Source organism: Roseococcus microcysteis (genome assembly GCF_014764365.1).
Classification (GTDB): domain Bacteria; phylum Pseudomonadota; class Alphaproteobacteria; order Acetobacterales; family Acetobacteraceae; genus Roseococcus; species Roseococcus microcysteis.
The window spans coordinates 610,633-628,963 of the sequence record NZ_CP061718.1 but is presented as its reverse complement, the minus strand read 5'-3'; the positions used below and the strand labels follow the sequence as shown (position 1 = coordinate 628,963).

Below are 18,331 nucleotides of genomic sequence, written 5' to 3'. Positions count from 1 at the left end.
GTGAATCGGCCGCACCCCTACCTTCGCCGGAACCTCTCCACCGCCGCCACCAGCGCCGTGCGGATGCCGGGTTCCAGCGCCGAATGCCCGGCATCGGCCACCACGGTCAGCCGGGCGCGGGGCCAGGCGGCGGCCAGGTCGAAGGCCGTCTCGGCCGGGCAGACCATGTCGTAGCGCCCCTGGATGATCTCGGCCGGCATGTGCGCGATGCGGTGCATGCCGCCCAGCAGCCCGCCCTCGGGCAGGAAGAGCCGGTGCTTGAAGTAATGCGCCTCGATGCGCGCCAGCCCCAGCGCCGTGCGGTCCTGCGCGAAGGACGCCACCGTCTCGGGCGAGGGCAGCAGGGTGGAACAACTGCCCTCGTAATGGCTCCAGGCCCGGGCGGCGGGCAGGTGCAAGGCGGGGTCGGGGCTGGTGAGGCGCCGCAGATAGGCCTCCAGCAGGTCATGCCGTTCCTCGGGCGGGATGTGCTCGGCGAAGGCGGACCAGGCATCGGGGAAGAAGCGCCGCAGCCCGTGCAGGAACCACTCCACCTCCGCGTCGCGGCCGAGGAAGACGCCGCGCAGCACGCAGCCAGTCACCCGTTCCGGGTGCGCCTGGGCGTAGGCCAGCGCGAGGGTGGAGCCCCAGGAGCCGCCGAACAGCAGCCAGCGCTCCAGCCCCAGGAAGCGGCGCAGCGTCTCGATGTCCTCGACCAGATGCGGCGTGGTGTTGGCCGTGAGCTCCCCCAAGGGACGCGAACGGCCGGCGCCGCGCTGGTCGAACACCACCAGCCGCCAATGCGTGGGGTCGAAGAAGCGGCGGTGCACCGCGCCCGCCCCGGCACCCGGGCCGCCATGGAGAAACAGCACGGGCTGGCCGCGGGGATTGCCCACCTGCTCCCAATACATGACATGCCCGTCGCCGAGCGGCAGCAGGCCGGTCTCGAAGGGCGCGATATCGGGGAAAAGGTCGCCACGGGGCATCCCACAGTTATCCTTCGCCGCGCCGCGCGGGGCAATGGCTTCGGCCATCTGCGCCGATCATCATTCTCCCCCCTTCGCCTTCGGCCCAGGACTGCCTAGTTTAGCATTATGCCAGTTTCGCGACCCGGCCAGAGCGCCGCGTCCACCGCACCCCAGGGGGCCGTGTGCGCGGTCTGCGGCACCGAAAGCCGCCAGGCCCTGTTCCGCGCCACCGCGCCGGAGCAGGCGCCGGACCTCGACCTGCGGCCGGGCCAGCCGCTGCGCGCCACCATGGGCCGCTGGCTGCAGCAATGCCCGAGTTGCGGATATTCGGCGCCGGACATCACCCAGGCCCACCCGGCCGCGGCCCAGGCGGTGGGCGGGGCGAATTACCGCGCCCTGCTGAACGATGCCTCGCACCCGCCGCTGGCGCGGCGCTTCCTGGCCTGGGCGCTCGTGCTGGAAGAGACGGGCGCGCTGCACGCCGCCGCCGAGGCCACCCTCCAGGCCGCCTGGACCGCCGATGATCTGGGCCGTCCCGAACTCGCGCGCAGCTGGCGGCTGGAGGCGGTCGCACTCTGGCGCAGCGGCCCGCCGCTGGATGCCGAGCAGACCGTCCGCGTCGTGGACGCCCTGCGCCGCGCCGAGGAATGGGAGGATGCCGGCCACACCGCCCGCGCCCTGTTGCAGGACGACCCGCCCGAGGCGGTGGCCCAGGTATTGGCCCTGGAGTTGCGGCTGATCGAGGCCGAGGACGCGGCCCGCCACAGCGTGGCCTCCGCCCTGCCGCCGCCCTCGCGCCGGCCGCATGTCTCGCACCAGCGCCGCCAGCCGCGCCGCGATGGGCTCTTCGGTTGGCTGCGGCGGCTGTTCCGGCGTTGACCTGCGGGGGCGCCCCGTCCAGATAGGTTATAACATACCTATCTCGCGAGGTGCCCGATGAACCGCCGCCTTCTCCTGGCCCTTCCGGCCCTGCTGCCCTTTACCGCCGTCCGCGCCCAGTCGCGCCCCGTCGTGGCGGCCTCCTTCACCATCCTGGGCGACCTGACCCAACAGGTGGTGGGTGACCGTGCCGAGCTGCGCGTCATCGCCGGCCCCGATGTGGACGCGCATCATTTCCAGACCCGCCCCTCCCATGCCGAGGCGGTGCGCACCGCCAATGTCGCCATCCGCAACGGGGCGGGCTTCGACAACTGGTTCAACCGCCTGCTGGGCAGCACCAATTTCCGCGGCACGCGGGTGGTGGCGACGGAAGGCCTGACGCTGCTGCGCGAGGCCCCACGCCCCGGCCACAACCACGGCCACAACGACCCCCATGCCTGGCAGGATGCGCGCCTCGCCGCCCGCTACATCCGCAACATCGAGGCCGGCATGACCCGCGCCGACGCCGATGGCGCCGCCCATTACCGCGAACGCGCCGAGGCCGCCGTAGCCCGGCTGGAGGCGCTGGATGGCTGGGTGCGCGCCCAGATCCAAACCGTGCCGGAGGCGCGGCGCGTCGTCGTCACCAGCCATGACGCCTTCGCCTATTTCGGCGCCGCCTATGGCGTGCGCTTCCTCGCCCCCCAGGGCATCGGCAACACCGAGCCCTCGGCGCAGCAGGTGGCGCGCCTCATCCGGCAGATCCGCGAGAACAACATCACCGCCGTCTTCGTGGAAAACATCAGCAACCCCGCCACGCTGGAACGCCTGGCGCGCGAGGCGGGTGTGACGGTGCAGGGCCGGCTCTACGCCGACGCCCTTTCCGCCGCCGATGGCCCGGCCGCCACCTATGAGGCGATGATGCGCCACAATGTCGGGCTGATGGTCCGGGCCATGGCGGGCTAAAGTCAGCTCTCCAGCCGGCGCAGGCGGCCGCTGCGGACCAGCTCCGCCCAGCGGGCCGCGTCGGCGCGGAAATAGGCGGCGAAGCCCGCGGCGTCGGTCGGAATGGGTTCCACCAGCGCCTGGCGCATGCGCTCCTGCACGGCCGCGGTGGCGATGGCCTCGCGGCAGGCGGCCTCCAGGCGCTGGAAGGCGGCCTGGGGCGTGCCGGCACGGGTGAAGAAGCCCAGCCACAGGCCGAATTCGTAGTCCGCCACCCCCTGCTCGGCCACGGTCGGGACGTCGGGGAAGACGGCGGTGCGCGCCGCCGAGGTCACGCCCAGCGCCCGCACCGCGCCGCCCCGCACCTGGCCCGAGGCCGAGCCCGCCGCATCCAGCAGGAAGTTGATGCGCTGGCTGATCAGGTCCGGATAGACCGCGCCCGAGCCGCGATAGGGCACGTGCAGCAGCTGGGTGTTCGTCGCCGCCGCCAGCAATTCGCCGGCCAGGTGGCTGCCCGTGCCGGGGCCGGAGGAGCCATAGCTGATCTCGCCCGGCCGGGCCCGCGCGGCGGCCAGCAGCTCGCCCAGGTTCTGGAAGGGGGCTTGCGGCGAGACCACCAGCAGCATGGGCACGGCGCCGATGCCGCTCAGCGGCGTCAGGTCGTTCAGCGGGTCGTAGTTCAGCGTCTGCAAGGAAGGCCCGGTGGCCTTGGAGACCGAGCCGAGGACGAAGCTGTAGCCATCGGCCGGCGCGCTGCGCGCGACATGCGCGCCGCCGATATGCCCGCCGGCGCCCGGCCGCTGCTCCACCACCACCGTCTGGCCCAGGATGCGCGACATCTCGGGCGCGATGACCCGGCCCAGCACATCGGCCGAGCCGCCGGTGGCATAGGGAATGACCATGGTGACCGGGCGCTCGGGAAAGGCGGCGCGGGCGATGCCGGGGGCGGCGAGGCCAAGCCCCGCGAGGAGGGGGAGGGAACGGCGATGCAGCATGGGGCAGTCTCCTGGATCGGCTTGGGGCTCCAGGTAGGCATGAACCATGCCAAGGGGCCCCGCCGCCGCGAGACCCTTTATTGCACGATCTGATTTGGTAGGAAAGCTAGGCCGATATTTCCGCGGCCTTGCGCTGTAGAATAGCCTTGTCCACCTTGTTGGTGCCCGCCAGCGGCAGCGCCTCCAGGAACCACACCCGGCGCGGATGCATGAAGGCCGGCGCGTGGCGCAGGGTGAAGGCCTTGAGCGTGGCTTCGTCCACCGTCGCACCCGGCCGGCGCACCACGAAGGCCACGGGCTTGGTGCCCTTGATGTCGTCGGGCACGGGGATGACGGCGGCCTGCTCCACCTCCGGGTGGCGTTCGAGGACGGCCTCCACCTCACCGGGGAAGATGTTCTCGCCGCCGGAGATGAACATGTCATCGGCCCGGCCGACGACGTAGAAGAAGCCATCGGCATCGCGCCGCATCACGTCGCCCGTGACGTAGAATCCGTCCGCGGTCACGGGGGGCTTGAGGTCCGGCCGGTTGAAATAGCCGTTCATGAGGCCGGGTGTGCGCTGTTCCAGCACGCCCTCATCGCCCAGCGTGCCATCGGGCGCGCGCAGGCGCAGCTCCACCACCGGCAGCGGGTAGCCCACGGAAAGCTGCGGCGTGGGCAGGCCCTTGGGATGTGGCCCGAAGACCACCGGCCCGGCCTCGGTCGTGCCATAGGCGTTGATGAGGCGCGCGGTGGGGAAGGCGGCCTTGATGGCGGCCGCCAGCGCCTCGCTGACCGGGGCGGAGCCCAGGCGGATGGAGCGCACGCTGGTCGTGTCCGTCTCCGCCAGCAGCGCCTTCTCCCGCAGCAGCATGGCGAACATGGGCGGCACGGCGGTGAGCCAGGTGCAGCGCTCCTCGCCGATGGCGCGGATGTAGTCGGCCTCGCGGAATTGCGGCAGCAGCACGATGGTGGCGCCCGCGGCCAGCGCCAGCTGCGCCAGCGCCAGCCCGTTCATGTGGTAGAGGGGCGCCGCGATGAGGAAACGCTCCTCCCGCTGCGGCGCGGCCTTCAGGCGTTGTTCCACGATCCAGAGATGGGATTGGTGCGACAGCACCACCCCCTTGGGCTTGCCCGTGCTGCCCGAGGTGTAGAGGAAGAGCGCCGGCTCGGCCGGGGCGGGGAGGACGGGGTCCAATGCCCCCGCATCAAGAAATCCATGCCAATCAGGGCTTTCCAGGGGCAGGGTGGGAATTCCACCGGGCACCTGGTTGGCAAGGGCTGCGTCATGCGCGACCAGACTGACTTCCGCATTGCCCAGCACATAGGCAATCGTTTCGGGCGGGAAGCGCCAATTCACCGGCACCGCCACCACGCCCACGCGCATGGCGCCGCAGAGCAGCGCCAGGAACTCGACCGAATTGGCGCCGAGCAGCCCCAACCGGTCGCCGCGGACCAGGCCACGGCGCAGCAGGCCACGCCCGGCCGCATCGGCCAGGGCGTCGAACTCCGCATAGGTCACGACGCGCCGGGCGCCACCGGACCGGAAGACCAGGGCGGGCTTGTCGCCCGCCACATCGCCCGGCGTCAGCGCGCCGAGGTTGCGCGCCGTGAACCCGCTCATGCCTTCGGCGGGGCCGGGGGGGCCGTGAGGTAGACGCCGCGGCCCGAGGCGCAGAGCTTGCCGTCCCCGTCGAACACCGAGGCCTCGGCCACCGAGAACTGCCCGCCCGCGCGCACCACCTTGCCCTTGCAGGTCAGGTCGCCCGGCATGGCGGCGCGGTGATAGTCCACCCGCATGTCGATGGTGGGCACGCCGCGCCCGGTGCTCGAGACCAGCGCCCAGTCGGCCGTCAGGTCCACCAGCGCGGCCAGGATGCCGCCATGGGTGTAGCGGCGGTCGGGGTTCACCACCCATTCCTCGCGCCAGGTGGCCTTCAGCTCGATGGTGCCTTCGCCAACCGCGATCACCTTGATGCCGAGCCACTGGTGGTAGGGGCCACGCAGCAGCATGGCCTCGACCTCGGCGGGGGTGGGGAGGGGCTTCTTCTCGCTCATCCTTCGTCTCCGTTCGGCAGCACCACCACCTTGCCCAGCACCTCGCGGTCGCGGATCAGGCGCAGACCCTCCGCGGCTTCATCGAGCGGCAGCACCTTGTCGAGAACCGGCGCGATGCGCCCGTCCTGGATCATCTCCATCAGCGCGGCCAGGTTGTCGTCGTAGAAGGAATTGGAGCCGATGATCTGCAGCTCGAAGGACCAGACGTAGCGCAGGTCTTCCTTCGGGTCGTGGCCCGCGGTGGCGCCGCAGACCAGGATCTTGCCGCCCCGCTTCACGCAGCGCAGCGTCTTGGCCCAGGTGTCGCCGCCGGTGAAGTTGATGACGACATCCACGCCGCCCTCATAGTTGCGGCGCTGCGGCTTGCCATACTTCTCGGTGGCCCATTTGGAGAAGTCCACCTCATTGTAGTTGATGGCCTCGTCGGCGCCCATCTTGAGCAGCGCCTCGCACTTCTCGGCCGAGCCCGCGCAGGCGATGACATGCGCGCCGAGCTGCTTGGCCAGGATGACGCAGCCCGTGCCCACGCCGCCCGAGGCACCGAGGATCAGCACCTTGTCGCCGGCCTTGATCGTGTTGTGCGTCACGATCATGCGATGCGCCGTGCCATAGGCCACGGGCAGCGAGGCCGCCTGGGCGAAGGTCACGCCCGCGGGCATCTTGATGAGCTGGTCGGCGGCGACGCGGCAATATTGCGCCATGCCGCCATCGAGCATCTCGCCCATCAGCCCCTTCTTCTTGTTCAGCGGGTTGACCAGCACGCGGTCCCCACCGACCAGCCGGTGACGCCGGCACCCACCTCGGTGATGGTCCCCGCCATGTCGAGGCCGATCACGACCGGCATGGGCACCTTGATGCCCGGCATGCCCTTCACCGTGAACACGTCATGGTAGTTGAAGGAGGAGGCGCCGACGCGGATGACGACATGCCCCTCATCGGCCACCGGCATGGGGTGGTCTTCCACCACCTGGAGCTTGTCGAGGTCGCCATGTTCGCGCAGCAGCAGCGCGCGCATCGTTCCGGCCATCATCCATTCCCGTCTTGTGCAGCGATGCCTTGGAAACTACTGCACCTTGTCCGCATGACAAGCCGCGCACCCCCCAGAAGCGACCTCGTGAAACTGCGTAGATGCCAGTTGGAACTGGCCGCGCGGGCGGTGCGGGAGGATGCGCTGGGCGCGGTGCGGCGCATCGCGGGGGTGGATGTCTCCTCCTCGCGCTTCGACCCGGCGCGCATGGTGCATGCGGCGGTGGTGGTGTTGGATTGGCCCTCGCTGGAACCCGTGGCGCGCGCGGCGGTGAGCCTGCCGGCGCCCATGCCCTACATCACCGGGCTGCTGGCCTTCCGGGAAATCCCGGCCATCCAGGCCGCGCTGGCGCAACTCCCTGAGCCACCGGACCTGTTGATGGTGGACGGCCAGGGCATCGCCCACCCGCGCCGCTGCGGCATCGCCACGCATCTGGGCGTGGTGACGGACCTGCCCAGCATCGGCGTGGCGAAGTCGCGGCTGGTGGGCCAGCCCGTGGCGCCGCTGGGCGAGGAGCCCGGCGCCCTGGTCGAGGTGACGGACCGTGGCGAGGTGGTGGGCGCCCTCCTGCGGAGCCGCCTGCGCGCCAACCCGCTGCACATCTCGCCCGGCCACCGTGTCAGCCTCGACACCGCGCTGCATTGGGTGCGGGCCACGCTGCGCGGCCGCCGCCTGCCCGAGCCGACGCGTGCGGCGCATGAATGGGCCGGACAGGCGCGCCGCGCGGCCATGGCGCCGCCGCCCGGCGCGCAGTAGAGAGGGGCATGCAAAGACTCTGGTTCAGCGCGGCGGGCCTGGCGGGCTGCGCGGCGGTCGCCTTGGCCGCTCTTGGCGCCCATGCGCCCCTCGACGCGCGCGAAATGGTGCAGTCGGTGGCCATGATCCTGGGCTGGCACGCGCCGGCGCTGCTGGCCTTCGGCGTGTGGAACGACGCCCGGGGCCGGGCGGTGGCGGCGCTCATGCTGCCGGGCCTGGTGCTGTTCTCGGGGGCCGTGCTGTTCCGCGCCTTCACCGGCGTCTCGCCCGGCCCCATCGCGCCGCTGGGCGGCTTCGCGCTGATGGCGGGCTGGCTCGTATTGGTGGCACTCGCCCTGCGCAGCCCGCGCGCATGATCCGCGCCGCCTACCTGGCCGATGAGGGGCTGGAGACGGCGCTGGAGGAGGAGCTTGCCCTCTCCGGCCGCGCCGTCACGCGCTGGCATGGGCGCCTCGCCCTCTCGCCCGACCCGCCGGCGCCCGCCGCCTGGGCGCTGGATGTCTGGGATGCCCCGCGCGAAATTCCGGTGGCCTCCATCAAGGAGGCCGCCGATGCGCTGCGCGCCATCCAGCGCAACTGGTCGCTGGTGCCCGCCCTGCATCATCGCCGTGCGGCACTCATCGAGGCGCGGCTGCCGCCGGTGAAGGCGCGGCCGCTCGTCTTCCCCGAACCCGCGCCCACCGGGCATCTGGGCGGCTGGACCTTGCTGGAGACGGGGCTGATCCTGGCTTCGCCCACCAAATCCTCGCCCTTTCCGGGCGGCGCCGTGCGCTTCGTGGAGGACCGCGAGGGCCCGCCCTCGCGCGCCTATCTGAAGCTCTGGGAGGCGCTGACGCGGCTTGGCCGCCACCCCGCGCCCGGGGCGCGCTGCCTCGACCTCGGTGCCTCGCCGGGCGGCTGGACCTGGGCGCTGGCCCAGCTCGGCGCGCAGGTGACGGCGGTGGACAAGGCGCCGCTCGATCCGCGCGTGATGGCCATGCCCGGCGTCACCTGGCGGCAGGAGAGCGCCTTCGCGCTCGAGCCCGAGCCGGTGGAATGGCTGTTCAGCGATGTCATCTGCTACCCCGCCCGCCTGCTGGCCCTGGTGCGGCGCTGGCTGCCCATGGCCACGAACATCGTCTGCTCGGTGAAGTTCCAGGGGCCGACCGACCACGCCATCGTGGCGGATTTCGCGGCCATTCCGGGCGCCATGTTGTTCCACGGCGCCCACAACAAGCATGAGCTGACCTTCGCCCGCCTGGGGTGAGACTCCTAGGGCGCGTGATTCACGCTTCGGGCGCGGACGCCTGATTCACGCTTCGGCGGCAACCCCGGACTTCACCGCACGTTGACGGCGCGACGCGTGATCGCCGCTCCGGCGAAGGAGTCTCACCCCCCCATGTCCGATTTCCGCCGTGCCTATCACTCCATTCGGCCGGCGGGCGCACCGGAGGGCGGCACCAACCTCGCCCTGATGGCGCTGCTGGTCATGGGCGTGCTGTATTTCGCACGGGAATTGCTGGTGCCGCTGGCACTGGCCGTGCTGCTCTCCTTCGTGCTGGCGCCCATCGTGCGCGCCTTGCGCCGGGTGGGCACCCCGCGGGTGCTGGCCGTGCTGGCGGCGGTGCTGGCCGCCGTCGCGGTCCTTCTGGTGCTGGGCCTGGTCATGGCCCGGCAGCTCAGCGAACTCGCCAGCGACATTCCCTTCTACCAGTTCGAGCTGACCCGGAAGCTCGCTTCCATCAACGCCAGCGGCGGGATGATCGAGCGCGTGCAGGAGATGCTCCAGGGTCTCGCCGCCGGCGCGGAACGCGCGGCGGCCCCCGAGCCAGCACCCGTCCCCGCCGCCGACCCGGTGCGGCCATTGCCGGTGCAGGTCCATCAGCCGCCGCCCCGCACCTTCGAGGTGCTGCGCACGGTGGTCGAACCCTTGCTCTACCCGCTCGCCACCTTCGGCATCGTCATCGTCTTCGTCATCTTCGTGCTGCTCTACCGCGAGGATCTGCGCGACCGCCTCATCCGCCTGATCGGCGCGCATGATCTGCAGCGCACCATGGCCGCCATGGATGACGCGGCCTATCGCCTGTCGCGCTTCTTCCTGGCGCAGGTCGCGATGAACTCGATCTACGGGATGGTCATCGCGCTCGCGCTGTTCTTCATCGGCGTGCCGCAGCCCATCCTCTGGGGTATCGTGGCCGGGCTGATGCGCTTCGTGCCCTTCGTGGGCACCATCATCGCGGTTGCCTTCCCGCTGATCCTGGCGCTGGCGGTGGAGCCGGGCTGGACCATGCCCCTGCTGGTGCTGCTGCTCTTCGCGGTGGGCGAGGGCGCGATGGGCCAAGTTTTTGAACCGCTCATCTTCGGTCGGTCCACCGGCCTCTCCCCCATCGCCGTCATCGTGGCCGCCACCTTCTGGACCTGGCTCTGGGGGCCCATCGGGCTGGTGATGGCGGTGCCGCTCACGGTCTGTCTCGTGGTGCTGGGGCGGCATGTGGAGCGCTTCGAATTCCTGGAGGTGGCGTTGGGCGACCGACCCCCCTGGAACCGCCCGAGACCTTCTACCAGCGTGCCTTGGGCGACGATCCCGACGCGCTGGTCGAGCAGGCGGAGGGCGCGCTGAAGGAATGCCGCCTCTCCCGCTACTACGACACGGTGGCGCTGCCGGGCCTCGTCCTGGCACAGGGCGATGCCCAGCGCGGCCGACTGGGCGAACGCCAGCTCGATGGCATGCGCGCCCGCCTGGCCGCGCTGCTCGAGGATCTGGAGGAGGATGTGGAGGCAGATGTGCCACCCCATCCCACGGGGAAGGACGCACCCGCGGCGCCCCCCCCATCGCCGCCATCATCCGCCGGCCCGGTGCTCTGCGTGGGCGGGCGCGGCCCCTTCGACATGGCGGCGGCCGCCATGCTGGCCCAGGTCCTGCGCAAGCGTGGGTTGGACGCCGGGGCGGCCCCGGCCGAGATGCTGCGCGGCGATGCGACCCCCGCCGAGGAACTGGCGCGCATCCGCCAGGCCTGGCTCTGCACGGTGGAGGGCATGGGCTCCACCGCGGCCGCCCGTTCCATCCTGCGCCGGGTGAAGCGGCGCCTTCCGGGGGTGGAGGTGAATGTGCTGGTCATCGGCAATGAGGGGCGCCTGGCCGACGCCCTGCGCCAGGAGGGTGCGGGGTCCGTGACCAACAGCATCGAAGCCACCGCCACCCAGGCGTGCGAGGCCGGCGAGGACGAGAAGGACGCCTAGAGCAATATCCGACCGGATGGAATCATCCGGTCGGATTTCCTGCTATGGAGCGGGATGTGTTGAGGTTGGAGCAGGCTGCGCGAACGCATCCCGGGGCCAAACACCTAGTGCCGCCGCAACAGCCGCCCGGGCAGGCGCCCGGTGGGCGTGCCGTGGCGATAGGTGACCTGGCCGCGCTTGATCGTGGCCTGGTAGCCCCGCGCGCCCTGGATCAGCCGTTTCCCGCCGGCCGGCAGGTCATGGATCATGCGCGGCTGGGGCAGGGCGAGTTCCCCCTCCGCGATGAGGTTGATGTCGGCCAGCAGCCCCGGCGCCAGGACGCCGCGATCGGTCAGGCCCATGGCGCGGGCGGTGTCGCTGGTCTGGCGGCGGATCAGTTCCTCCATGGGGAAGCCGCGCTTGGACCAGTGCATCAGGGTGAAGGTCGGGAAGCTGCCATCGGAGATGAAGCCCACATGCGCGCCGCCATCCGACAGCCCCACGATGGCGTGGCGGTGCCGCAGGCATTCGGCTGACGCATCAAGCGTGTAGTCGGCGAAGTTCGTAAGTGGCGCGAAGATGAAGGCACTCCCATCCCCGGCGCAGAGCAGGTCATAGGCCACCTCCTCCGGGCGGCGGCCCTCGCGCGCGGCCTGGGCCTCGAGGCTCGCCTCGCGCGGGGGCGCGTAGTCGGGCGGGTCACCGAAGGGGAACATCCGCGACCAATGCAGGCGGGTGATGAGGGGGAAGTTGGACCCCGCCACCCGGTCCTCGGACAGGATGGCCGCGCGGCGGGCGGGCTCGCGCATGGCCGCCGCGCGCTCGGCCGGCGGGAGGTGCGCGATCTCGCGGTAGGAGGGGCAGCCGGAGAAGGGGTTCTGGGACCCCACCAACCCCATCAGGATGCCGATGGGCCGCGGCGGAAAGACCGGGCGGATGTCGAGCCCGGCCGCGATGGCCTCCCCGGACAGGGCCAGCAATTCCTTCCAGGCCTCGGTGCGGTCATGGCGCGCCGTCAGGCTGAACACCACGGGCTGGCCCGAGGCCGCGGCCACGCGGCGCACGATGGCGAATTCCGTGGCGGGGTCCGGCGTGTTCCAGTCGGAGACCATTTCCAGCAGCCCCCCACCGCCCTCTGCCATGCCGGCGGCGAGGCCGATGAGTTCCTCCTCCTGCGCCTTGAGGGTGGGTGTGGGGTCGCCGGCCAGCGTCTTGTGGCTGATGGTGCGGCTGGTGCTGGTGCCGAAGGCCCCGGCCGCCACCGCCTCGGCCGTGATGGCGCGCATGCGGGCGATGTCCTCGGCGGTCGCGTTCTCCAGGCGCAGGGCGCGCTCGCCCATAACGTTCACGCGCACGGCGCCATGCGGCAGCAGGGCCGCGATATCAATGTCGCGCGCCTTGCGTTCCAGCGCGTCGAGATATTCGGGGAAGCTTTCCCAGGACCAGTTCAGCCCCTCATGCAACACGGGGCCGGGGATGTCCTCCACACCCTCCATCAGTTCGATCAGCGTGTCGCGGTCCTCGGCGCGGCAGGGGGCGAAGCCGACGCCGCAATTGCCCATCAGCGCCGTGGTGACGCCGTGCAGGGCGGAGGGGGCGAGGTGGGAATCCCACACCGCCTGGCCGTCATAATGGGTGTGGATGTCCACGAAGCCGGGCGTGACCAGCAGGCCCTTTGCGTCCAGCTCCTCCCGGCCTGAGCCGTGCACCGTGCCGACCGCCGTGATGGTCTCCCCATCCACCGCGATATCGGCCTGAAATCCGGGCGCACCGGTGCCGTCCAGCACCCAGCCGTTGCGGATGACAAGGTCATGCTTCATGGCTTGGCTCCCCGGATCAGGCGGCCGGGCAGGGCGCCCGTGGCCTCTCCGTTCTGATGGACCACCTGGCCGGAGACGAGGGTCGCGACATAGCCCCGCGCCCCCTGCACCAGCCGCTTCCCGCCCGCCGGCAGATCGTAGCGCATGTTCGGGCGCTCGATGGAGAGTTCATCGAAATCAATGACGTTCAGGTCAGCTTTGAGACCGGGTGCGAGCCTGCCACGGTCATTCAGCCCCAGCGCCGCGGCATTGTCGGCGGAAAGCCGCTTCACCACGAACTCCACCGGCAGCTTCGCGCCACGCGCGCGGTCGCGCGCCCAATGGGTCAGCATATGGGTGGGGGCCGAGGCGTCGCAGATATAGCCCACATGCGCCCCGCCATCGCCCAGGCCCATCAGCGTGTGCGGGTGGGTGACCATCTCGCGGATCGCGTCCAGGTTGCCGTCCGCATAGTTCAGGAGGGGCCGGTTCAGGATGGCGCGGCCGCCTTCCTCCAGCATCCAGTCGTAGCAGAGGTCCTCGGGGTCGCGGCCCATGGCGCGCGCCTGCTCCAGCACGCTGGAATCCGGCGGGGGCTCGTAATCCATGGTCAGCTTGTAGATGCGGGCATAGTTGTTGAGGCGCGCCTTGAGCGCGGGGTCCGTCGGCTCGGCCAGAATGCGGGCGCGGCGTTCGGGGTCGCGCAGGGCGGCGGCGCGGGCGTCAATGGGCAGATGCGCCACCTCCTGGTAGGCCGCACGGGTCAGGAAGGGGTGCTGGGACAGCTCCCAGCCGAACATCAGCCCCACCGGCCGCCCCATCACCTGCCCCGAGACCTTCAGCCCCTCGGCATTGGCGCGGTCCACCTGCGCCAGGATCCAGCGCCAGAAATCCGGCTTGGACTCGCGCTGCAACAGCGAGAAGGTCATCGGCCGGCCCGAGAGGCGCATGATGCGCAGCAGGCGCTCCCATTCCTCCTCCGCCGGCTCGTCGAAGTCGGAAATCAGCTGCATCCAGCCGCCGCCCAGGCCGCGGGCGATCTCGGCCAGCTCGATCTCGGCGGCACCCAGGGTGGGGGTGGGCTCGCCCGCCAGCGTCTTGTGGGCGATGGCGCGGGAGGTGGAGAAGCCCAGCGCCCCGGCCGCGATCCCCTCACGCGCCAGGCGCGCCATCTCGGCGCGGTCGGCCTCGGTGGCGGGTTCGCGCTCGAAGCCGCGGCGGCCCATGACATGGACGCGCAGCGCGGCGTGCGGCACCTGGGTCGCGATGTCCATGTCATAGGGGCGACTGTCGAGGGCGTTGAGGTATTCCGGGAAGCTTTCCCAGTTCCAGGGAAGTCCTTCCGTCAGAACCACTTCCGGGAGGTCCTCGACACCTTCCATGAGCTTCACCAGCATGTCCCGCGCCTCGGGCCGGCAGGGGGCGAAGCCCACCCCGCAATTGCCTAGCAGCGCCGTCGTCACCCCATGCAGCGAGGAGGACAGGATTTCCGAGGTCCAGGTCGCCTGGGCGTCGTAATGGGTGTGGATGTCCACGAAGCCCGGCGTGACCAGCTTGCCGCGCGCATCGATCTCGGGCGTGCCACGGGGCGCCGCGATGTGCCGCTCGACGGCGGCGATCCGGTCGCCGGAAAGGGCGATGTCGGCCTCGCGCGGCGGCGTTCCGGTGCCATCGGCCACGAGCCCGCCCCGGATGATGAGCGTGGGGTCCGCCATGGACATTCTCTCCCGAAGTTGTTCGGACGATCATGTCATGTGTCAGGGGGGCTTGTGGACCCCTGCACGGACAAATCTCAGTAGGGCGCGCCGCCGCGCCCCGCATCATGCAGCGCATCGCCGCGCCGCTGGCCGTTGCGGAAGGCGGCACGCAGGGCAGCCGGGGTGGGACGGCGGTCCTCCGCCTCGTCGCGGCAGATGCGGATGGCGGCTTCGCCCAGGCCGCAGGTGACCGCGAAGGTCCAGGCGCTGACAGTGGCGCTGCCCCAGAAGGGCGCCAGTTTCAGGGCCTGGCGCACCATCCAGAACATGGCGTGGCGCAGCAGGAAGCCCGCGCCCAGCCCCGCGATCAGCGCGGCCCAGATGGCGGCGTCCGCGCCCAACCCGTAGCGCCGCGCGATGGCGCGCACCATGGCCGCCTGGAAGACCATGGCGGGCACCCCGCCCAGCAGGGGGAACGGGGGTGCATCGGCCGCCGCCGCGGCCATGGCCCAGGGCAGGATCACCTGCTGGCGGATGCCCTCCTCCGGGTCGGGCCCGGGGGCGAGGCCGGGCACCAGCTCGGGCGCCAGGGCCTGCATGGCGGCCAGGAGCTGGGGCAGCCCGTAGTCATGCGGCTCCCGCAGCCCCTCGCCCTCGGTGAGGTCCAGCGGCACGAAGCCATCCGCCAACCCCGAGAAGGCGGCGCGCTGGCCGGCCAGCGCCGCCGCGAGAGCGGGCGGGACGGGGTTCACCGCCATGGCCGGGGTGAAGGGATAGGGGGTGGGGTGGCCCGTGCCTTCGGGATACAGCTCATGCAGCCGGGTCTGCGCCACGAGCACCCGCCAATCCGGATGCGCCTCGCGGATGGTCCGCAGGGCGGCGCGCAACCCGCTATGATCGAGCTCCGCCGCCGCCAGGGTCACGAGGATGAGGCCGGGCGAGGCCTCCATGAAGGCCATGTCCTCCGACGGGTCATAGGGTTCGCCCGGCCGCAGCCCCGTGGTCAGCAGGAAGCGGATGAGGGGCAGTTCCTCGGGGTGGGCGAATTGCTCGGCGGTGGGGGTGGCGGGTTCGAAGGTCGGGCGCAGTGCCGCGCGCCAGCCATGAACCAGATGCGCGACCAGGCTGCTCTGCCCCGCGCCGGCATGGCCCAGCATCCAGAGAATAGGCGCCGCATCGCTGGCGCGCACGCGCGCGGCCTCGATCTTGCGCTCAACCCCCATTGTCCTGCCTCCCTCGGGCAATCTGGGGTTGGACTATATCCCTGCCTTTTCGGGCCGCTATTGTTCCGCCGCAAGGGCGATGCACGCAAACCCGACCCTGGCCTCGGTCGGTACGCCGAACAGGGCGGTGTGCCGGGCGGGCAGGCCGTTGGGGAAGAATTTCACGTATTCGGCGTTGCAGGCGGCGTAGTCGGCCCGGTCGCTGATGAGCATGGTCACCTGCACCACCCGGTCGAGCCCGCTGCCCGCCTCCTCCAGCAGCCCCGCGATATAGGTCAGCGCGTTGCGCACCTCCTCGGCCGGGGTGGCGCCGCGGTGGATGCCGCGCGCCGGGTCATGCGGGGCCGAGGCGCCGGAGACATAGACCATGCCGCCGGCCTTCACGGCGCGGGAGAAGGGGCGCGCCTCGCCCGGGCCGGGCGGGTGGAGGAAGGCGATCGTCATGCGGCCCGCACCAGCACATGCTTCTTCTTGCCGGCCGAGAGCTTGGCCGCGCCGTCGCGCAGATCATCGGCCGTGACGGTCAGCGCCGCGTCGTTCACCGGCGCATCGTTCAGCCGCACGCCGTTCTGGGCCACGAGGCGCCGCGCCTCGCCCTTGCTGGCGACGAGCCCGGCGCTCACCAGGAGATCGGCCAGGGGCGCGGGCAGGGTGGCGGTGATGCTGGGCAGCGTCTCGGCGGCCGCCCCCTCCTCGAAGGCGCGGCGCGCGGTCTCGGCGGCGAGGTCGGCGGCTTGGCGGCCGTGCAGGATGGCCGTGGCCTCGGTGGCGAGGATCTTCTTCGCGTCATTCACCTCGGACCCTTGCAGGGCGCCCAGGCGACGGACCTCCGCCATGGGCAGTTCGGTGAAGAGGGCGAGGAACTTGCCCACATCGGCATCCTCGGCATTGCGCCAGAACTGCCAGTAATCGTAGGCCGAAAGCCGCTCGGGGTTGGTCCAGACCGCCCCCGCCGCCGTCTTGCCCATCTTGGCGCCCGAGGCGGTGGTGATGAGGGGCGTGGTCAGGCCGAAGGCCTCGGCCTGGTCCATGCGGCGGATCAGGTCCGCGCCCATGACGATGTTGCCCCACTGGTCGCTGCCGCCCATCTGCAGCACGACGCCATGGCGGCGACGAAGCTCCACGAAATCATAGCTTTGCAGCAGCATGTAGTTGAATTCGATGAAGGTCAGCGGCTGGTCGCGCTCCAGGCGCAGGCGCACGCTGTCCATGGTCAGCATGCGGTTCACGCTGAAATGCCGGCCCACCTCGCGCAGGAAGGGGATGTAGCTCAGCTGGTCCAGCCATTCGGCATTGTCCAGCATCATCGCCTTGCCCGGGCCGTCGCCGAACTGAAGGATGGCGTCGAAGGTCTTGCGGATGCCGGCCTTGTTGGCCTCGATCTGCGCCTCGGTCAGGATCTGGCGCGTCTCGTCGCGGCCCGATGGGTCGCCGATCTTGGTCGTGCCGCCGCCCATGAGCACCACGGGCCGGTTCCCGGTGGTGCCGAGCCAGCGCAGCATCATGATCTGGACCAGGTGGCCGACATGCAGGCTGTCGGCGGTGCAGTCATAGCCGATATAGCCCGCGATGGGGCCGGCGTTCAGCCGCGCCTGGAGCGCGACCTCGTCGGTGACCTGATGGATGAAGCCACGCTCGCGCAGCACATGCAGGAAATCGGCGGAACTCATGGGGAAACGTCCAATTGGCGGGTGGGCGCCTCGCGTAGCACACTCGGCCGATGTTGAGAATCGTGGGGCTGATGAGCGGGACTTCCCTCGACGGGGTGGACGCCGCCTGGGTGGAGACGGATGGGGAGCGCGTGGAGCGCCTGGGGCCCACCCTGACCCTGCCCTATGATCCGGTCTTGCGCCGTGATCTCAGGCGCTTGTTGGAGTTGGCTCCCACATTGCATGAGGATGACGAATTCCTCGCCGGCGTCACCGCGCGCCTGACCGATGCCCATGTCGAGGCCGTGCGCCGCGTGATGCGCGAGGCCGCCCGCAACGGGCTTCCCGAGGCGGAACTGGCGGGATTCCACGGCCAGACCATCCTGCACCGCCCGCTCCGCCCCGGTGATGCCCGCAACGCCCAGGGCTTCACGTGGCAGATCGGCGATGCCCAGGCCCTGGCCCGCGCCACGGGGCTTTCCGTCGCCTTCGACTTCCGCACCGCGGATGTGGCGGCCGGCGGGCAGGGGGCGCCGCTGGTGCCCATTGCCCACCACGCCCTCGCAGCAAACCTCCCCAAGCCATTGGCTGTGCTGAATTTAGGCGGTGTGGGCAACGTCACCTGGCTGGGCGCGCAGGGCGAGATGCTGGCCTTCGACACCGGCCCGGCCAACGGCCCGCTGGATGATTGGGCCAAGCGCTCCATCGGGCGCGACTATGACCGCGATGGAAGGTTGGCCCTGGCGGGTGAGGTGGATGGCGCGGTGCTCGGGCGCCTCATGGCCCACCCCTATCTGGCGGCCCCGCCGCCCAAATCCCTGGACCGGTTGGATTTCGACCGGGCATTGCGGGAGGCCGGTGCCCACAACCTTTCCCCGCAGGATGGCGCGGCGACGCTGGTCGCCTTCGCCGCCGTCTGCGTGGCCGTGGCGGGCCGGCACTTCCCCGAACCGCCCATGCAATGGCTGGTGGCCGGCGGCGGGCGACGCAATCCCGCCCTGATGCGCGCGCTGTCGGCCGCCCTGTCCGAACCGGTGCGCCCGGTGGAAGTGGTCGGCTGGGATGGTGACGCCCTGGAAGCGCAATGCTTCGCCGTACTGGCGGCGCGCACCGCCCGCGGGTTGCCCATCAGCTTTCCAGAGACCACGGGCGCGCCACGCCCCATGGTGGGCGGGCGGGTCCTGGGGTCCTTGTTGTAGC

General features: G+C 71.0%; 19 protein-coding genes. 8 read left to right on the top strand and 11 right to left on the bottom strand.

Annotation, left to right across the window (positions count from 1 at the left end):
• Nucleotides 1–17: 17 nt before the first annotated feature.
• Nucleotides 18–965, bottom strand: a complete 948-nt coding sequence (pip, locus tag ICW72_RS02940) for a prolyl aminopeptidase (RefSeq protein WP_191084861.1) — start codon at nt 963–965, stop codon at nt 18–20.
• Nucleotides 966–1,127: 162 nt separating this feature from the next.
• Here pip and ICW72_RS02935 point away from each other — a divergent pair, with 162 nt between their 5' ends.
• Together ICW72_RS02935 and ICW72_RS02930 are read left to right on the top strand one after the other, a co-directional pair.
• Complete coding sequence (locus tag ICW72_RS02935; protein WP_223880785.1) at nt 1,128–1,826, top strand: hypothetical protein; 699 nt, start codon at nt 1,128–1,130, stop codon at nt 1,824–1,826.
• A 57-nt stretch (nt 1,827–1,883) separates the two neighbouring features.
• Nucleotides 1,884–2,771, top strand: a complete 888-nt coding sequence (locus tag ICW72_RS02930; RefSeq protein ID WP_191084859.1) for a metal ABC transporter solute-binding protein, Zn/Mn family — start codon at nt 1,884–1,886, stop codon at nt 2,769–2,771.
• Between the two features lie 2 nt (nt 2,772–2,773).
• Here the strand turns inward: ICW72_RS02930 and ICW72_RS02925 are convergent, their stop codons facing one another.
• The 5 genes from ICW72_RS02925 to ICW72_RS20520 all read right to left on the bottom strand — a co-directional run bounded on the left by ICW72_RS02925 (nt 2,774) and on the right by ICW72_RS20520 (nt 6,797).
• Nucleotides 2,774–3,745, bottom strand: a complete 972-nt coding sequence (locus tag ICW72_RS02925) for a tripartite tricarboxylate transporter substrate binding protein (protein ID WP_191084858.1) — start codon at nt 3,743–3,745, stop codon at nt 2,774–2,776.
• Between the two features lie 106 nt (nt 3,746–3,851).
• Nucleotides 3,852–5,348 (bottom strand): class I adenylate-forming enzyme family protein, encoded by a 1,497-nt coding sequence (locus ICW72_RS02920; protein ID WP_191084857.1) that lies wholly within the window; start codon nt 5,346–5,348, stop codon nt 3,852–3,854.
• Nucleotides 5,345–5,782, bottom strand: coding sequence for a PaaI family thioesterase (locus tag ICW72_RS02915; protein ID WP_184383700.1), 438 nt, complete (start codon nt 5,780–5,782; stop codon nt 5,345–5,347). Before ICW72_RS02915 ends, ICW72_RS02920 begins: the two co-directional genes overlap by 4 nt.
• Nucleotides 5,779–6,543: an SDR family NAD(P)-dependent oxidoreductase gene (locus ICW72_RS02910; protein WP_223880784.1), complete on the bottom strand. Its 765-nt coding sequence runs from the start codon at nt 6,541–6,543 to the stop codon at nt 5,779–5,781. The genes ICW72_RS02915 and ICW72_RS02910 overlap by 4 nt, the downstream gene beginning before the upstream one ends.
• Nucleotides 6,525–6,797 (bottom strand): alcohol dehydrogenase catalytic domain-containing protein, encoded by a 273-nt coding sequence (locus ICW72_RS20520; RefSeq protein WP_223880783.1) that lies wholly within the window; start codon nt 6,795–6,797, stop codon nt 6,525–6,527. The genes ICW72_RS02910 and ICW72_RS20520 overlap by 19 nt, the downstream gene beginning before the upstream one ends.
• A 99-nt stretch (nt 6,798–6,896) precedes the next feature.
• Here ICW72_RS20520 and nfi point away from each other — a divergent pair, with 99 nt between their 5' ends.
• The 5 genes from nfi (at nt 6,897) to ICW72_RS02885 (ending at nt 10,784) form a co-directional block, all read left to right on the top strand.
• Entirely contained in the window at nt 6,897–7,565 is a 669-nt protein-coding gene (gene nfi, locus ICW72_RS02905) for a deoxyribonuclease V (protein ID WP_232370762.1), read from the top strand.
• Between the two features lie 8 nt (nt 7,566–7,573).
• Nucleotides 7,574–7,921 carry a DUF423 domain-containing protein gene (locus ICW72_RS02900; protein ID WP_191084855.1) on the top strand — a complete coding sequence of 116 codons (348 nt, stop codon included), beginning with the start codon at nt 7,574–7,576 and terminating at the stop codon, nt 7,919–7,921.
• Nucleotides 7,918–8,811, top strand: a complete 894-nt coding sequence (locus ICW72_RS02895) for an SAM-dependent methyltransferase (RefSeq protein ID WP_191084854.1) — start codon at nt 7,918–7,920, stop codon at nt 8,809–8,811. The genes ICW72_RS02900 and ICW72_RS02895 overlap by 4 nt, the downstream gene beginning before the upstream one ends.
• A gap of 132 nt (nt 8,812–8,943) precedes the next feature.
• Complete coding sequence (locus ICW72_RS02890) at nt 8,944–10,164, top strand: AI-2E family transporter (RefSeq protein ID WP_191084853.1); 1,221 nt, start codon at nt 8,944–8,946, stop codon at nt 10,162–10,164.
• Complete coding sequence (locus ICW72_RS02885; protein WP_191084852.1) at nt 10,116–10,784, top strand: hypothetical protein; 669 nt, start codon at nt 10,116–10,118, stop codon at nt 10,782–10,784. Before ICW72_RS02890 ends, ICW72_RS02885 begins: the two co-directional genes overlap by 49 nt.
• A gap of 104 nt (nt 10,785–10,888) precedes the next feature.
• Here the strand turns inward: ICW72_RS02885 and ICW72_RS02880 are convergent, their stop codons facing one another.
• The 5 genes from ICW72_RS02880 to tyrS form a co-directional block, all read right to left on the bottom strand.
• Entirely contained in the window at nt 10,889–12,583 is a 1,695-nt protein-coding gene (locus ICW72_RS02880; RefSeq protein WP_191084851.1) for an N-acyl-D-amino-acid deacylase family protein, read from the bottom strand.
• Nucleotides 12,580–14,277 (bottom strand): N-acyl-D-amino-acid deacylase family protein, encoded by a 1,698-nt coding sequence (locus tag ICW72_RS02875; protein ID WP_191084850.1) that lies wholly within the window; start codon nt 14,275–14,277, stop codon nt 12,580–12,582. The genes ICW72_RS02880 and ICW72_RS02875 overlap by 4 nt, the downstream gene beginning before the upstream one ends.
• 77 nt (nt 14,278–14,354) lie before the next feature.
• Nucleotides 14,355–15,482 (bottom strand): hypothetical protein, encoded by a 1,128-nt coding sequence (locus ICW72_RS02870; protein ID WP_191084849.1) that lies wholly within the window; start codon nt 15,480–15,482, stop codon nt 14,355–14,357.
• Between the two features lie 57 nt (nt 15,483–15,539).
• Nucleotides 15,540–15,926, bottom strand: a complete 387-nt coding sequence (locus ICW72_RS02865; RefSeq protein WP_191084848.1) for a RidA family protein — start codon at nt 15,924–15,926, stop codon at nt 15,540–15,542.
• Nucleotides 15,923–17,152, bottom strand: coding sequence for a tyrosine--tRNA ligase (tyrS, locus tag ICW72_RS02860; protein ID WP_191084847.1), 1,230 nt, complete (start codon nt 17,150–17,152; stop codon nt 15,923–15,925). The genes ICW72_RS02865 and tyrS overlap by 4 nt, the downstream gene beginning before the upstream one ends.
• 53 nt (nt 17,153–17,205) lie before the next feature.
• Here tyrS and ICW72_RS02855 point away from each other — a divergent pair, with 53 nt between their 5' ends.
• A complete protein-coding gene (locus ICW72_RS02855) occupies nt 17,206–18,330 on the top strand; it encodes an anhydro-N-acetylmuramic acid kinase (protein ID WP_191086094.1) in 1,125 nt (374 codons plus the stop codon).
• Nucleotide 18,331 lies beyond the last annotated feature (1 nt).

Bases quoted from the DNA above. Each gene is read 5' to 3' on its own strand.
- pip (WP_191084861.1), bottom strand. From the start codon at position 965: ATGCCCCGTGGCGACCTTTTCCCCGATATCGCGCCCTTCGAGACCGGC.
- ICW72_RS02930 (WP_191084859.1), top strand. From the start codon at position 1,884: ATGAACCGCCGCCTTCTCCTGGCCCTTCCGGCCCTGCTGCCCTTTACC.
- ICW72_RS02925 (WP_191084858.1), bottom strand. From the start codon at position 3,745: ATGCTGCATCGCCGTTCCCTCCCCCTCCTCGCGGGGCTTGGCCTCGCC.
- ICW72_RS02920 (WP_191084857.1), bottom strand. From the start codon at position 5,348: ATGAGCGGGTTCACGGCGCGCAACCTCGGCGCGCTGACGCCGGGCGAT.
- ICW72_RS02915 (WP_184383700.1), bottom strand. From the start codon at position 5,782: ATGAGCGAGAAGAAGCCCCTCCCCACCCCCGCCGAGGTCGAGGCCATG.
- ICW72_RS20520 (WP_223880783.1), bottom strand. From the start codon at position 6,797: ATGCGCGCGCTGCTGCTGCGCGAACATGGCGACCTCGACAAGCTCCAG.
- ICW72_RS02900 (WP_191084855.1), top strand. From the start codon at position 7,574: ATGCAAAGACTCTGGTTCAGCGCGGCGGGCCTGGCGGGCTGCGCGGCG.
- ICW72_RS02895 (WP_191084854.1), top strand. From the start codon at position 7,918: ATGATCCGCGCCGCCTACCTGGCCGATGAGGGGCTGGAGACGGCGCTG.
- ICW72_RS02890 (WP_191084853.1), top strand. From the start codon at position 8,944: ATGTCCGATTTCCGCCGTGCCTATCACTCCATTCGGCCGGCGGGCGCA.
- ICW72_RS02880 (WP_191084851.1), bottom strand. From the start codon at position 12,583: ATGAAGCATGACCTTGTCATCCGCAACGGCTGGGTGCTGGACGGCACC.
- ICW72_RS02875 (WP_191084850.1), bottom strand. From the start codon at position 14,277: ATGGCGGACCCCACGCTCATCATCCGGGGCGGGCTCGTGGCCGATGGC.
- ICW72_RS02870 (WP_191084849.1), bottom strand. From the start codon at position 15,482: ATGGGGGTTGAGCGCAAGATCGAGGCCGCGCGCGTGCGCGCCAGCGAT.
- ICW72_RS02865 (WP_191084848.1), bottom strand. From the start codon at position 15,926: ATGACGATCGCCTTCCTCCACCCGCCCGGCCCGGGCGAGGCGCGCCCC.
- tyrS (WP_191084847.1), bottom strand. From the start codon at position 17,152: ATGAGTTCCGCCGATTTCCTGCATGTGCTGCGCGAGCGTGGCTTCATC.